Origin of the sequence: Streptomyces sp. NPDC087901, from assembly GCF_044742205.1 — a bacterium.
Taxonomy (GTDB): domain Bacteria; phylum Actinomycetota; class Actinomycetes; order Streptomycetales; family Streptomycetaceae; genus Streptomyces.
Window position 1 is genome coordinate 1,177,404 of record NZ_JBIUUC010000001.1, and the last position, 12,996, is coordinate 1,190,399.

Genomic DNA, 12,996 nt, shown 5'->3' on the forward strand with positions numbered 1-12,996 from the left:
TCAGTTGTTCAGGAAGATCAGCAGACCGATCAGCAGCACGGCGACGACAGGCAGCATCATGAGCCGCGCTTTGCGGAACGACTCGTTGTCCTGCTGCGCCAGCCCCCGGCCGGCGTGGTGGACGGACGTCAGGTGCTCGCCGGCCATGTCGATGATCCGCCGGGTCGTCAGGAGCGACGGCGACCAGTCGCAGTGCGTACAGACGAGGAAGTCGCGGTACGGGTCGTACCGGAAGTCCCGCTCGAGGTTGACCGTGAAGACCTGACCCTGCTCGGTCGTCGCGGTGAAGTGACGTACGGGCGTGCCCATTTGGAGTGCTCCCTGCTGGTCGACGTCCGGTGCCCCGGCACCCGGCCGCGGAACAGTATCCGACGGCTCAGGAACTGCGTCGGGCGGGCAGCGAGGAGTCCGCCGTCCGGCATCTCAGAAGTCCGCCGTCGTGCGCTCCTCCAGTCGTGCCACCGAGTCCTGGGCGTACGCCTTCTCGTACGCGTTGCGGATCCGCTCGATCTGCGGGTCGCGCACCCGGGCTTCGGACGCCGGGTAGAGCAGCGTCAGTTCGTAGCTGCGCTCCCGCTCGATGACCCCGTTGGAGTCCCGCCACTGCCCCCGGCCGTCCTGGATGGTCAGCCCGTTCGGGAAGCGCGGAGTGACTTCCGCGTCGATGAAGTCCAGGAACTGCTGGTCGGTCACATCAGATCCACCATCGGGGCGTTCGGTGCCGAAGAACAGCCGTGTCTCGACGTAGTCCTTGCCGCGCACCGCTGCCGCCGTGGCCGGCCTGGGGTCCGAGGGGGAGCTTGCGCCGAGCGTGGCGTACGCGACCGGTGTGCCCACGGCCAGGACCGCGAGGCCGGCCGTGGCCGCGGCGAGTGCGGCCCGGCGCCGCGGGCGGTGCCGGACGTCCGGGGAGACATCGGGGGAGCCCGGGGCGGCCGGGTTCATCGCGCCGGTGAAGCGGGGAAGGCGAGACATGGGGGGAGGCCCTTCGTTCCAGGTGCGGGGAGAGACGCAGGACGCGTGGGGCTCACTGTGGCAAGCCGCTCCCGCAGGCCGACGGCGGAACATGGGCGTCGTACGGAAACCACCCGAACGGGCGGGCGCGCGGGCGCAGCAGGCAGGCACACCGGGCGCACCGCAGTGCGGCAAAAACCGCTGGTGCGGCCCGTGTTGCTGTTGCTAGATTCCTGGACGTGGCGAAACTCAATCAGATCATCGCAGTGGAGAAGGGCGTCAAGTCCAAGGCTCACCAGGACCTGACGGCGGCGCATCACGGCCTCCAGAAGGCCGGTCTGCTGGCCGGGCTCTCCCGGACCTACCAGCCGAAGGACGAGGAGGGCGAGCAGCTGCCGCCCGAGTCGACCCTCGTGCAGATCAAGGCCGAGGACGTGCTGCGGGAGACCGCGGCGACCCTCACCCGCCTCTTCGACGTGACCGCCACGAAGGACTGGGCGAACTGTGCGGCCCGCGCCGACGTCTCGGTCGACGGCCGCGTCCTGGTGAGCGGCGTGCCGGTGTCGTATCTGCTCTTCCTGGAGAAGCAGCTCACGGACATCAACACCTTCATCCGCAAGCTCCCGGTGCTCGACGCCTCCGAGGCGTGGGCCCAGGACCCGTCGACGGACTCCTGGAAGACCGAGCCGGTGCGGACCCTGCGGACCAGGAAGGTGCCCCGCAACCACGTGAAGGCGGAGGCCACCGAGAAGCACCCGGCGCAGGTCGAGGTGTACTACGAGGACATCCCGATCGGCTACTGGACGACCGTGAAGTTCTCCGGGGCGCTGCCCGCACGGCGGATCAACGAACTGCTCGACCGGGTGGAGAAGCTCCAGCAGGCCGTCAAGTTCGCCCGCGAGGAGGCCAACGGCGTGGACGTCACGGACCAGCGGGTGGGTGATGCGGTCTTCGGTTACCTCTTCGGATGAGGTGACCGACCATGGAATCCCCGGCGGCGGTCGACGCGGCCGGGGTGCGCGAGGAGCGCAAAGCTGACACTGAAGTTTGTCGTGAAGACGCGGTTCAAGTGGAGGTTCGAGTCCTCCCCCCGGCACTTCCGTACCTCTCGTACGGATGCGGGCCGGGGTGGCCCAACTGGCAGAGGCAGGCCGCGATCAATCTCAGACTCTTGCTCCAGACTCAGCATGCGCCGCCTATCGCCGAATCGACCGGGCCCGTGCCCGTGCGCGTCGAGATGCCGGTTCGACTCCGGCCCGCGGAGCTTCGATCCGTGGTCGTCTAAAGGCAGGACGCGGCGACATCAGACTGACACGGGACCTTTAAAAGTGTCGGCGTGCCGTACAGGCGGCAATCACAGGGCCCGGGGGCCGGCTACGCCCCCGGGCCCGCTCCCGTTCCGGGCCGCGCGCGTCATACCGTCGCGCGCAGAGACACGCCTCGGCCGGCGAAGAAGCGCTCGAAGCCGGCCAGCGGCAGCTCCGCCGTCCGGGTCGCGGCGGTCGTGCCGGACGGGTTGTGGAAGTGGACGCCCGTCCCGTCGGCCGTGCGGGACGTCAGGAGCACCAGGTGGCCACCGCGCCCCGGTGCGGGCCGCCGCGGATGGCGGATCGCGTAGTGCACCGACGCCATGACGGACCGGCCCTCGTCCAGCAGGTCCAGGATCTCCGCCGGTGCGAGATGGCGGTGGACCGTGGCTTCCAGTCCGTGCTTCTCGCGTACGTACGTGGCGAACGGGGCGTAGACCAGTCCCCGGATCCCGCCGTCGCCGTCCTCGGTGTACGCGCCGTACTCCAGTGCTCCGTCCCGCAGCGCGAACAGTGACGGGGCGCCGGCGCCGAGCGCCATGCGCAGACAGGTCACACCGCACAGATGACCTGCCCAGCGGGCGTATTCCGCAGGCGACTTCGCGCCCGAGTCCGCCCAGGCCGGGTCGGAGGCCGGGTCCAGCCCGCCCTCGACGATCGGCCCGACGAGCTCGAACGTGGCGAACTGGGTGTGCACGGGGACCCGGCAGGTGGGGCAGCTCACGATCGGGCTCCGTTCATCTCCGGTGTTCGGTCACTGCCGGTATCCGGCCAGGAAGCGGCCGATGCGGCTGATGGCCGCGTCAAGATCGTCAGCGTACGGGAGAGTCAGGATCCGGAAGTGGTCGGGCCGCGGCCAGTTGAAGCCGGTTCCCTGCACGACCTGGATCTTCTCCCGCAGCAGCAGGTCCAGGACGAACTTCTCGTCGTCGACGATCGGGTGCACCTTCGGGTCGATGCGCGGGAAGGCGTACAGCGCGCCCTTCGGCTTCACGCAGGACACCCCCGGGATCTCGTTCAGCTTCTCCCAGGCGCGGTTGCGCTGCTCGTACAGCCTGCCCCCGGGCACCACGAGCTCCCGGATCGACTGGCGGCCACCGAGGGCGGCCTGGATCGCGTACTGCGCCGGGGCATTGGGGCACAGGCGCATGGAGGCGAGCATGGTCAGCCCCTCCAGATAGCTGCGGGCGTGCTGCTTGGGACCCGACACCACCATCCAGCCCGAGCGGAACCCGGCGACGCGGTACGTCTTCGAGAGCCCGCTGAAGGTGAGGCAGACCAGGTCGGGGGCGAGGACCGCCACGCTGTGGTGCTCGGCGTCGTCGTACAGGATCTGGTCGTAGATCTCGTCGGCGAACACCATCAGGCCGTGCCTGCGGGCAAGGTCGAGGATGCCTTCGAGGACCTCGCGCGGGTAGACGGCGCCGGTCGGGTTGTTCGGGTTGATGATCACGACGGCCCGGGTGCGGTCGGTGATCTTCGAGGCCATGTCGGCGAGGTCCGGGTTCCAGTCCGAGGCCTCGTCGCAGACGTAGTGCACGGCCTTGCCGCCCGCCAGCGTCGTCACCGCGGTCCACAGCGGATAGTCGGGGGACGGGATGAGCACCTCGTCGCCGTCCTCCAGCAGCCCCTGCACGGCCATCGAGATGAGCTCGGAGACACCGTTGCCGAGGAAGATGTCGTCGACGCCGACCTCCGTCAGCCCCATCGCCTGGTAGCGCTGCGCGACGGCACGGCGGGCGGACAGGATGCCGCGCGAATCCGTGTAGCCGTGGGCCTGCGGGAGCATCCGGATCATGTCCTGGACGATCTCCTCCGGCGCCTCGAACCCGAACAGCGCCGGGTTTCCCGTGTTGAGGCGGAGCACGCTGTGACCCGCCTCCTCAAGGGCGTTGGCGTGCTCGATGACCGGGCCCCGGATCTCGTAACAGACCTCGTTGAGCTTGCTGGACTGGCGGAATTCCATGCGGTGCTGCCTCCCCGACCCGATTGCGATACTTGGTTTTACCAAGCTTGGGCTTGGAAAGTCCAACAACATGTCTAGACTGCGTCGCATGCCACGTCAGCAACAGCCCGCAACCCGCCCGGTCCGCCGTCGGAGTTACGACCAGTTCTGCGCCAGTGCCCGGGCCCTGGACGCCGTCGGTGACCGGTGGAGCCTGCTGATCGTCCGTGAACTGCTGGCCGGCCCCCGCCGCTACACCGATCTGCATGCCGACCTGCCCGGAGTCAGTACGGATGTCCTGGCCTCCCGGCTGAAGGACATGGAGCAGGGCGGGCTGGTCACGCGTCGCAAGCTGCCCCCGCCCGCCGCCGCGGCGGTGTACGAACTCACCGAGCGTGGACAGGGGCTGCTGCCCGTCCTCGCGGCGCTCGCCGAGTGGGGGGCGCCCGCGCTGGCGGAGCGGCGGCCCACGGACGCGGTCCGGGCGCACTGGTTCGCCCTTCCGCTGCTGCGCGCCCTGGACGGCTTCGGGGGAACGGCCGGCGGCGGGGTGGTCGATGTGCACCTCGACGAGGGCGAGTTCCATGTCCGTACAGGGGAGCCGGTGGCGGGTGAACCGGCCTACGGCGACGGGCCCGCCGTGCGCGCCGATGCGCGCATCGCCCTCGATTCCGAGCTCTGTCTCACGCTGGGGCGCGGCGAGCTGACCTTCGCCGAGGCCGTAAAAGACGGGCGGATCGAGGTGACCGGCGACGGGCCGCTGGCCGTGGAGTTGCGCGGTGCGTGATGAGCGTGCGGTGGCGTGATTCGATCGGTCAACTTCTGGGTAGCGTCGGGGCATTTGGGATGTCCGGGACACCGATGCAGAGGAGTTGCCCGTGAGAATTGGCAGACAGCGTGAGCGGCGGGAGCAGCAGGGGCCGCAGGGGCCGCAGAAGCAGCAGGGGCGGCTGGGCAAGGCGCTCGTCATCGGCGGCTGTGTGGCCGCGCTCGGCTTCGTGCCGGCGGCGGCCGTCGCCACCCCCGGCAGCGGCGTGAGCGCCACCGTCGTCGCGGAAGGCACCTCGGTGGGCAAGCTGAAGGTGAAGACGCCGAAGGGGCGCACCGACGTCACCTTCCGGACGATCACCGTCGAGCCCGGCGGCTCCACCGGCTGGCACACGCACCGCGGTCAGCTGATCGCCGTCGTCAAGTCCGGGACACTGACGCGCACCCTGGACGACTGCTCGGTCGAGGTGACCCCTGCGGGCACGTCCTTCATCGAGCCGTCCGGAGCGAAGCACCGCCACATCGGACGCAATCTGGGCACCGAGCCCGTCGTCCTCTGGGTGACCTATCTGCTGCCCGAGGGCAGCGAGCTCTCCGACGACGCCGATGCGGTGGACTGCGGCAAGAAGAAGTGATGCGCGGCACCCGCCCTCTGGCGCCCCGGCCGGCCACCGGGCCACCGGGCGCCGACCGTCAGCGGGCGAGTGTCTCCCCGTACGCGCCGAGGCCGGCGCCGACCAGGCCGTCGCGGAAGGTCAGCACCTCGTAGACCCGGCCCCCGATCTGATTGCGGTAGTCGATCACCAGCGTGTCGACGCTCACGCGCACGTCCATCACCTCGAACTCGAGGTCGGGGATGAGCTCCAGGCCCCGTGCCCAGTACGCGCGCAGCTCACTCTTGCCCCGGACCGTGCCGGAGGCGTCGCCGGTGAACCGCGCGATCATGGGGGAGCTGAACGTCACGTCCTCGTGATAGTGCGTCAGGATGCGTTCCAGGTCGTGGGAGTTCCAGGCGGCCTGCCACTCGGCAGCGAACGTGTGGGCGAATTCGAGATCCATGGGCAGGACCGTAATGGCTGGAATCGGCGAACGCCGCAGATTTTCGGCAACGAGGGAGCGGGGGAGCACTGCACCGTGGGACGTGTGAAGGCGACGGCCGGCCGCGATGAGTGGGGAAAGGGCCCCGCGGCCGTCGGGGCGACGCCCGGCCGGGGCCCGCAGGCGCTCTCGCCGACGCGGGCGCCGGTTGCCCAGGTGGTGGGACGGCCGTCGCTGAGGTGGTTGCGGGGAAGGCCATGATGGGCGTGTGCGATTCGAAGCGATCACCTGGGAACGGCTGGCGGACGAGCTTGCCGCTCACGCCGACGTACTGAAGCCGGCCGACGGCGGGCCCTGGCTCAAGCTCGCCGTCGACGGCGCCCCGGCCGCCCCCACCGGTGAGCTGGCCGAGGCGGTCGCCCAGGGGCTGCGGCTGCGCGGCCGGGCGGTACTCCCGGTGTCCACCGCGGGGTTCCTGCGGCCGGCCAGTCTGCGGTACGAGTACGGCAGGCGGGACCCCGACTCGTACTACGGCAGCTGGTTCGACACCGGGGCCCTGTGGCGTGAGGTGTTCGGTCCGCTGGAGCCGGGCGGCAGCGGGCGGGTGCTGCCCGATCTGTGGGACCCGGCGACGGACCGGGCCACGCGGAGCCCGTACCGGCACCTGCCGGAAGGCGGAGTGCTGGTTCTGCACGGGCCGTTGTTGCTGGGGCACTGGTTCCCGTTCGACCTCAGCGTCCACCTGCGGCTCTCGGCGGGTGCGCTGGGGCGGCGTACACGGGAGGAAGAGCAGTGGACCCTGCCCGCCTTCGCCCGGTACGAGGACGAGGTGGCGCCCGCGGGGAGCGCGGACGCGGTCGTCAGGGCCGACGATCCGCGCCATCCCGCCTGGACCGGGCTGCGGCAGGACGGGTAGCCCGAAAGGTGCCTGGTCCTGCTCGGCGGGCAGGGGCGAACAGAGCTGGGCAGGTGCGGAGCGCGGCCGTGCCGACTCGGTGGGCATGGGTGAGTCGGTGTGGGCGGGTCCGGAGCGCGGCCGCTCACTCGGCGGGCAGAGGCGGCCGCCCGCCCACGGTCATGACGGCCTCCGCCCCTGCGCGGCACCCGGCCGCCGCAGCCGACGCATCATCGGCGCCCGCCAGCCGGGCCGCCAGGAAGCCCCCGGTGAACGCGTCGCCGGCCCCGGTGGAATCCACGGCCGCGTGCACAGGTTCGGCCGCGATGTGGGCGGTCACCGCCCCCGCAGTGGCCAGCAGAACGCCGCCCTCGCCCAAGGTGACGGCTACCTGACGGACCAGCAGGCTCAACTTGGCTGCCGCGTCAGCAGGTTCGGGAAGCCCGGTCAGCAGTCCTGCCTCGTCCGCATTGGGCAGCAGGAGATCCGCCCCCTCGGTCAGGGCCAGGAACCGGTCGACGCCCAGTTCGGCGAGGAACCCGGCCGAAGCCGGGTCGATGCTCACCGGAATGTTCCGCCGCCCGGCTTCCCGCAGCGCGCGCAGGGCGGTTGCACGGCTGGTCGCCGCGAACAGGAGGTAGCCGGACAGATGGAGGTGGGCGATGCCGTCGAGCATCGACGGCGACCAGTCGTCGGGGGAGAGCCGCAGCACCGCCCCGCTGTCGGTGAGGAAGGTGCGCTCGGCGGACGGGTCGACCAGCGCGACGACGGTGCCCGTCGGTGCCTCGTCGTCCACGGTCAGCAGCCCCCGCACCCCCGCACGCCGCAGCAGGTCCCGGTGCCAGTCCGCGGAGTCGGCGCCCACGCGGGCCACCAGCCGCACGTCCCGGCAGCCCGAACGCACTGCCCAGCAAGCCGTGTTGGCCCCCGCGCCGCCTGCTCGGGTCCGGATTCTGGCCGCCGTGTCCGTGCCGTGGACCAGTGCCGAACCGTGTCGTGCGACCACGTCCGTGACGACGTCCCCGACGACGAGAAGGCCGCCGGTCACCGGGCGGCCCAGGCGGTGGCGATCCGCGCGGCGAGCGCCACATTGCCGCGGACGGCCGCCAGATTGGCCTCCAGCGAAGCCCCGTCGGTACCCCGCATCAGATGGTCGAGCAGATACGGCGTGACGGCCTGCCCGGCGATGCCGCGCTCCCGGCACGCGTCCAGCGCCTCGGCCAGCACCCGGTCGTGCAGGACGGGATCCAGTTGCTCGGCTTGCGGTACGGGGTTGGCCACGATCAGTGCCGCCGCCGGGCCACCGAGCGCGTCCTGCGCCCCCATCACCTCGGCGACCTCCTCGGGCGACCGCACGGTCCAGTCGACCGGCTCACCCGAACTGCTCAGATAGAAGCCGGGGAACCGGTCGGTGCCGTATCCGAGTACCCCGACCCCGAGCGTCTCCAGACGCTGCAGCGTGGCGGGCACGTCCAGGATCGACTTCACCCCCGCGCAGACCACGGTGATGTCCGTACGCGCCAGCAGCCGCAGGTCGGCGGACTCGTCCTGTGTCTCGGTCCAGCCCCGGTGCACGCCCCCGAGCCCACCGGTCGCGAACACGCGCAGCCCCGCACGCGCGGCGAGGAACGCGGTCGCCGAGACCGTCGTCGCCCCGCTCGCGCCCGTCGCCAGTGCGGGTGCGAGGTCCCGGTGCCCCAGCTTGCGCATCGCCGGATCCTCGGCCACCCGCTCCAACTGGGCCTTGTCCAGGCCGACCCGGGCGCTGCCGTCCAGCACGGCGACCGTGGCGGGTACGGCACCGGCCGCCCGCACGATCCCCTCCAGCTCCTCGGCGACCCGCAGATTGCGGGGGCGGGGCAGGCCGTGGGCGATGATCGTCGACTCCAGGGCGACGACGGGCCGGTGCGCGGCAAGGGCGTCCTGTACCTCTGCGGAGAGGGCGGGCGCGTAGGGGATGGCGTCGAACGGCTCAGTCAGTGACATGTTCACATCCCTGTCGCGGACGGGACACACTCAAACGTGTGCGGTCCGGACGGCTGGAAGTCGCTTCGCTCCGCGTCAACGTCGGGCCATGGAGCCTTCGACTGGTCGTTCGTCGCCCACGGTTCGGCACTTCCACGACGACCTGGCCGCGGACTACGACCTCATCCACGCGGACTGGGATGCGAGCATCGCACGGCAGGCGGCGGCGCTCTCGGCGCTGGTCGGTGAGCCGGGCCCGGCCGGCGTCGTTCCCAGGGGTGGCAGTGCAGGCCAGGGCGATGCGCCGCGTCGGGCGCTGGGCCCCGTTCCGGCGCACCGGGCGATGTGGCCGCGTCGGGCGGTGGGCCCCTTTCCGGCGACGAGGCCGGCGCGCACGACGTGCTGGACGCGCCTGCGACATCGGGACCCAGGCGCTGGGCTGGCCGCACTGGGGTACCGGGTCACCGGCAGCGATCTGAGCCCTGTGGCGGTGGCCCGTGCCGCGAAGGAGGCGGCCTCGCGCGGGCTGAGGCTGCGGGTCACGGCCGCCGACATGAGGAAGAGGAGGGGGGAGCGCCGGGGCGTGCGTACGCGGCGCTCCACCTACTGGGCGCTGTCCGAGGCCCAGATCGTCGAGTTCGCGGCGCGGGCCGGGCTGCGGGCGCCCGTGTGGTACGAGCCCGACGAGTCGGGCTTCTTTCAGCCCGTCCTGGTGGCGAGGCGACCGGAGGCGGTGGCTAAGGTGACCGGCCATGACCACATTTGATCAAGCTCCTGCCTCTTTCGCCGTACACATTCCCGACGTCCCGCTCGAACCGGAACCCCTCGAACCCGGGCAGATCGTCTCGGGTGAACCCGAGGTCACCGGCAAGGTGCTGTGGGAGTCGGCTGACGGCAAGCAGGTGCGCGGGATCTGGCAGATCACGCCCGGCGTGGTCACGGACACCGAGGCCAACGAACTGTTCGTGGTCATCAGCGGGCGCGCGACCGTGGAGGTCGAGGGCGGCGCCACGCTGGAGATCGGATCGGGCGACGCCTGTGTGCTGCGCGAGGGAGACCGCACGACGTGGACCGTGCACGAGACACTGCGCAAGGCGTACCACATCAGCCTCTGACCGGCTTCGGGGCAGCCTGTGAGCGGGCGGGTTCCGGCGGCCCCGGCCGCCGAACCCGGGCTCGGGCCGTGGCACGGCGGGCGACGGTCCGGCGCAGCGCCGGCGCCGCGATCGGCAGCAGCGGGCACGCTCCGGCCAGGCGGAAGCGCGCCGGCCGTCACGTACACCCGAAACGACGCGGCCGGTGGGGGCGGGAGAGTCAGAACAACGGCTGGGGCAGCACTCCCTCCAGAGCCAGCAGCTGCCGCTTGGTCTCCAGCCCGCCGCCGAAGCCGCCGAGCCCGCCGTCGCTCTCCACCACCCGGTGGCAGGGCACCACCACGGGCAGCGGGTTGGACCCCATGGCGGCACCGACCGCCTGGGCCGCACCGGGCTGCCCCACCCGGTCGGCGAGGTCCCCGTACCCGGCCACCGCGCCGTACGGCACACATGTCGCCAGCTCGCGGAGAACCTGGCGGTTGAAGCCGCTCGTCAGCGACCAGTCCAGGTCGAGCGAGAACTCCCTCAGCGTGCCCGCGAAGTAAGCCGCGAACTGACGTATCGGCTCCGCGAGCCGTGCGGAGCCGGGCGCTTGGACGGGCTCCGCGCCGAACCGGGCGGCCAACCGGTCCAGCGCCCGGTCCCGTACCGCCGGCCGGGCGTGGAAGACCACGGTCACCAGGCCCGTATCGGTCGCGGCCAGCATGAGCGGGCCGATGTCGCTGTCGACGACGACCCACTCGACAACCCCGTTGTTGTTCATGGGAACCACCGTACGACCGGCCACTGACAACGGACGACGGCGGCCGTCACCGCCCCCGGCCGCCGTCACCGCGCCGGCCGCCGTCACCGCGCCGGCCGCCGAGCGGTCCCGGACAGTCCGGAGCGGTCCAGAGGGATTCCGGGCGGTCCCGAACGGTCCCGAGCGGTCAGGCAGTGGCCTCCCGCACCACATCGGGGGTGTTGGTGATGATGCCGTCCACGCCGTAGCCGGTCACCTGGAGCGCGTGCTCCGCGTCGTTGACCGTCCAGGTGTGGAGCTGGAGCCGTTTGTCGTGGGGGCCCTTCAGCGCGTGCACCGCTGCCACGTACTCGCTCGAGATGGAGGTGTACGCCGGGTTGATCCGGTCGGTGAACTCCGCGTACGAGGGAAGGTCGGCGACGGCAGGGGTGCCGAGGAAGCCCGTGACGACGTCCGGGCGCTGCTCGTGCACCTTGCGTACGCTGTCGGCGCCGAAGCTCTGGATCACCAGACGGCTGCGGACATGCTCGCGGTCGAGCCACCCCTCCTGACGCAGGACCCGCAGGGTCACCTGCTCGATCCCGGGGTACGTCTCGGGGCTCTTGATCTCCAGGAGCAGGTTCTGGTCGTTGCGCCCGATCCGGTGCAGATACTGCCGGAGCGTGGGCACCCGGGCCCCGGCGTACGCCGGACCGAACCAGCTGCCCGCGTCCAGCCGGGCGATCTCGGCGGCCGTGAAGTCCTTGACCGCCCACGGCGCACGGTCGGGGAAGACCTTCTCGGCGTCCGTGGTCCGCCTCAGACCGGTGTCGTGGATGACGACCGGTACGCCGTCCCGGGTGAGCTGTACGTCGTTCTCCACCCAGTCGAAGCCCAGGACGTCGGCCTTGTCCACCGCCGCCAGTGTGTTCTCGGGCGCGTATGCCGACGCGCCCCGGTGAGCGATGACGAGCGGGTCGCCCGTCGGCTCCCGGGGCACGTCGCTCACGGCCCGGACGCCGGTGCCGGCGTCCCTCGCGGAGCCCGCGGCGACGGCGTGGGCCACCGCCACGGAACGGCCGGCCGCGGTGCCGGCCGTTCCCGGTGCTTCGGCGGTCGTACTCGACATCAGCAACGTGCCGGCGCCCAGCAGGGCGGCGGCAGCGACGGAGGCGGTTGCGGTGCCTGCGTACACGTGGACTCCTCGCATCAGAGTTACGGACGGCCCGAGGGCTCCGGCCGTCGCCGAACGGGGGGACAGGTGAAGGACGGCCACCACATGAACCCGTCCCGAGGACCGGGTCACGGGCCGCCACCCCTGTCGATAAAATGCAGCTCTTCTGTTTGTTTGCCGGGCCTTGCGCCTTAAAGTCAGCCGAACCCGGGCTTCTGCGAAGGGCGTACGAGCATGCAGGGCACAATCGACGGCTTCGGCTATGGGGCGGTCACTCCCGTGGCCGCCTTCCTCATGGCCTGTCTGGGCGCGGCCCTGGGCCTGCGGTGTACCACCCGGTCGCTGCGCACCGAGCGTTCCTTCAAGGCCGGCTGGCTGGCTCTGGGGGCGACCTCCATAGGCTCCGGCATCTGGACGATGCACTTCATCGCGATGGTGGGTTTCACCGTCGAGGAGGTACCGATCGGCTACGACAGGCCGATCACTTTCGCCAGCCTCGCCGTCGCGATCGTCATGGTCGGCATCGGGATCTTCCTGGTCGGATACCGCGGCGCCACCCGCATGGCACTGGTGACGGGAGGAACGATCACCGGGCTCGGCGTGGCCTCCATGCACTACCTCGGCATGGCCGGCATGCGACTTGATGGGCAGTTCGAGTACGACACGATCACCGTGTCGCTCTCCGTCGTCATCGCCGTGGTGGCATCGACCGCCGCGCTCTGGGCCGCCGTCTCCATCCACGGCTTCCTGCCCAGCCTCGGTGCCAGCGTGGTGATGGGTGTCGCGGTGAGCGGCATGCACTACACCGGCATGGCAGCCCTCAGGGTCCATCTCCACCCGGCCGCCCTCACCGACGCCTCGGCGGGCTCCGGCGACAGCGCGACCGCGCTGCTCGTCCCCATGCTGATCGGCCCGGCCTGCTTCCTGGTGCTTGCCGCGGTCGTCGTGATGTTCGACCCCCTGGTGGTCATGGGCACCCCGGACTGGAACGACCCCGCGGTCATCCGCGGGGCCAGGGCCCCCGGAATCCCGGCCCAGCGCCAGGTGCCCCGGTTCGGTACGCACGCCGACCCGGCCTCGTTCCACTCGCAGCGCCAGGACTCCGCGCAGCCCCAGGACTGGTGACAGCGGACCG

The 12,996-nt window shown here is 71.2% G+C and carries 16 protein-coding genes and 1 tRNA gene; 8 read left to right on the top strand and 9 right to left on the bottom strand.

Features of this window, described 5'->3' with window-relative positions; all coding sequences use genetic code 11:
* Positions 1-309, bottom strand: a complete 309-nt coding sequence (locus ACIOEW_RS05195; RefSeq protein WP_362551511.1) for a hypothetical protein — start codon at positions 307-309, stop codon at positions 1-3.
* Positions 310-423: 114 nt separating this feature from the next.
* A complete protein-coding gene (locus ACIOEW_RS05200; RefSeq protein WP_401961368.1) occupies positions 424-975 on the bottom strand; it encodes a DUF3574 domain-containing protein in 552 nt (183 codons plus the stop codon).
* 218 nt (positions 976-1,193) lie between these two features.
* Between ACIOEW_RS05200 and ACIOEW_RS05205 the strand changes: the two genes are divergently transcribed.
* On the top strand, positions 1,194-1,925 hold the full coding sequence (locus ACIOEW_RS05205; protein WP_401961371.1) for a hypothetical protein: 732 nt from the start codon (positions 1,194-1,196) through the stop codon (positions 1,923-1,925).
* 38 nt (positions 1,926-1,963) lie between these two features.
* A tRNA-OTHER gene (locus ACIOEW_RS05210) sits at positions 1,964-2,050 on the top strand.
* Between the two features lie 317 nt (positions 2,051-2,367).
* Here the strand turns inward: ACIOEW_RS05210 and ACIOEW_RS05215 are convergent.
* Both ACIOEW_RS05215 and ACIOEW_RS05220 read right to left on the bottom strand, forming a co-directional pair.
* A complete protein-coding gene (locus ACIOEW_RS05215) occupies positions 2,368-2,985 on the bottom strand; it encodes a peptidase (protein WP_362551517.1) in 618 nt (205 codons plus the stop codon).
* A gap of 30 nt (positions 2,986-3,015) precedes the next feature.
* Positions 3,016-4,227, bottom strand: coding sequence for a pyridoxal phosphate-dependent aminotransferase (locus ACIOEW_RS05220; RefSeq protein WP_362551520.1), 1,212 nt, complete (start codon positions 4,225-4,227; stop codon positions 3,016-3,018).
* An 88-nt stretch (positions 4,228-4,315) separates the two neighbouring features.
* Between ACIOEW_RS05220 and ACIOEW_RS05225 the strand changes: the two genes are divergently transcribed.
* Complete coding sequence (locus tag ACIOEW_RS05225) at positions 4,316-4,993, top strand: helix-turn-helix domain-containing protein (protein ID WP_362551522.1); 678 nt, start codon at positions 4,316-4,318, stop codon at positions 4,991-4,993.
* A 91-nt stretch (positions 4,994-5,084) separates the two neighbouring features.
* Entirely contained in the window at positions 5,085-5,609 is a 525-nt protein-coding gene (locus tag ACIOEW_RS05230) for a cupin domain-containing protein (protein WP_401961374.1), read from the top strand.
* A gap of 58 nt (positions 5,610-5,667) precedes the next feature.
* On the opposite strand, the gene ACIOEW_RS05235 is transcribed toward ACIOEW_RS05230, so the two are convergent.
* A complete protein-coding gene (locus ACIOEW_RS05235; RefSeq protein WP_362551528.1) occupies positions 5,668-6,033 on the bottom strand; it encodes a nuclear transport factor 2 family protein in 366 nt (121 codons plus the stop codon).
* Between the two features lie 247 nt (positions 6,034-6,280).
* On the opposite strand from ACIOEW_RS05235, the gene ACIOEW_RS05240 reads away from it, so the two are divergent.
* Positions 6,281-6,928, top strand: coding sequence for a uridine kinase (locus ACIOEW_RS05240; RefSeq protein ID WP_362551531.1), 648 nt, complete (start codon positions 6,281-6,283; stop codon positions 6,926-6,928).
* A 124-nt stretch (positions 6,929-7,052) separates the two neighbouring features.
* Here ACIOEW_RS05240 and ACIOEW_RS05245 read toward each other — a convergent pair whose 3' ends face one another.
* Positions 7,053-7,955, bottom strand: a complete 903-nt coding sequence (locus tag ACIOEW_RS05245) for a PfkB family carbohydrate kinase (RefSeq protein WP_362551534.1) — start codon at positions 7,953-7,955, stop codon at positions 7,053-7,055.
* Positions 7,952-8,893, bottom strand: a complete 942-nt coding sequence (locus tag ACIOEW_RS05250; RefSeq protein ID WP_401961378.1) for a pseudouridine-5'-phosphate glycosidase — start codon at positions 8,891-8,893, stop codon at positions 7,952-7,954. The genes ACIOEW_RS05245 and ACIOEW_RS05250 overlap by 4 nt, the downstream gene beginning before the upstream one ends.
* Before the next feature lie 88 nt (positions 8,894-8,981).
* On the opposite strand from ACIOEW_RS05250, the gene ACIOEW_RS05255 reads away from it, so the two are divergent.
* Together ACIOEW_RS05255 and ACIOEW_RS05260 are read left to right on the top strand one after the other, a co-directional pair.
* Entirely contained in the window at positions 8,982-9,638 is a 657-nt protein-coding gene (locus tag ACIOEW_RS05255) for a hypothetical protein (RefSeq protein WP_401961380.1), read from the top strand.
* Complete coding sequence (locus ACIOEW_RS05260; RefSeq protein ID WP_362551543.1) at positions 9,625-9,987, top strand: cupin domain-containing protein; 363 nt, start codon at positions 9,625-9,627, stop codon at positions 9,985-9,987. Before ACIOEW_RS05255 ends, ACIOEW_RS05260 begins: the two co-directional genes overlap by 14 nt.
* A gap of 199 nt (positions 9,988-10,186) precedes the next feature.
* On the opposite strand, the gene ACIOEW_RS05265 is transcribed toward ACIOEW_RS05260, so the two are convergent.
* Together ACIOEW_RS05265 and ACIOEW_RS05270 are read right to left on the bottom strand one after the other, a co-directional pair.
* Positions 10,187-10,729: a methylated-DNA--[protein]-cysteine S-methyltransferase gene (locus ACIOEW_RS05265; protein ID WP_401961383.1), complete on the bottom strand. Its 543-nt coding sequence runs from the start codon at positions 10,727-10,729 to the stop codon at positions 10,187-10,189.
* 166 nt (positions 10,730-10,895) lie between these two features.
* A complete protein-coding gene (locus ACIOEW_RS05270) occupies positions 10,896-11,882 on the bottom strand; it encodes a glycerophosphodiester phosphodiesterase (protein WP_401961386.1) in 987 nt (328 codons plus the stop codon).
* 213 nt (positions 11,883-12,095) lie between these two features.
* On the opposite strand from ACIOEW_RS05270, the gene ACIOEW_RS05275 reads away from it, so the two are divergent.
* On the top strand, positions 12,096-12,986 hold the full coding sequence (locus ACIOEW_RS05275) for an MHYT domain-containing protein (RefSeq protein ID WP_362546681.1): 891 nt from the start codon (positions 12,096-12,098) through the stop codon (positions 12,984-12,986).
* The last annotated feature ends 10 nt before the right edge of the window (positions 12,987-12,996 follow it).

Coding starts and splice junctions, on each gene's coding strand:
- ACIOEW_RS05195 (WP_362551511.1), bottom strand. CDS start 309: ATGGGCACGCCCGTACGTCACTTCACCGCGACGACCGAGCAGGGTCAG.
- ACIOEW_RS05200 (WP_401961368.1), bottom strand. CDS start 975: ATGTCTCGCCTTCCCCGCTTCACCGGCGCGATGAACCCGGCCGCCCCG.
- ACIOEW_RS05220 (WP_362551520.1), bottom strand. CDS start 4,227: ATGGAATTCCGCCAGTCCAGCAAGCTCAACGAGGTCTGTTACGAGATC.
- ACIOEW_RS05225 (WP_362551522.1), top strand. CDS start 4,316: ATGCCACGTCAGCAACAGCCCGCAACCCGCCCGGTCCGCCGTCGGAGT.
- ACIOEW_RS05235 (WP_362551528.1), bottom strand. CDS start 6,033: ATGGATCTCGAATTCGCCCACACGTTCGCTGCCGAGTGGCAGGCCGCC.
- ACIOEW_RS05250 (WP_401961378.1), bottom strand. CDS start 8,893: ATGTCACTGACTGAGCCGTTCGACGCCATCCCCTACGCGCCCGCCCTC.
- ACIOEW_RS05255 (WP_401961380.1), top strand. CDS start 8,982: ATGGAGCCTTCGACTGGTCGTTCGTCGCCCACGGTTCGGCACTTCCAC.
- ACIOEW_RS05260 (WP_362551543.1), top strand. CDS start 9,625: ATGACCACATTTGATCAAGCTCCTGCCTCTTTCGCCGTACACATTCCC.
- ACIOEW_RS05265 (WP_401961383.1), bottom strand. CDS start 10,729: ATGAACAACAACGGGGTTGTCGAGTGGGTCGTCGTCGACAGCGACATC.
- ACIOEW_RS05275 (WP_362546681.1), top strand. CDS start 12,096: ATGCAGGGCACAATCGACGGCTTCGGCTATGGGGCGGTCACTCCCGTG.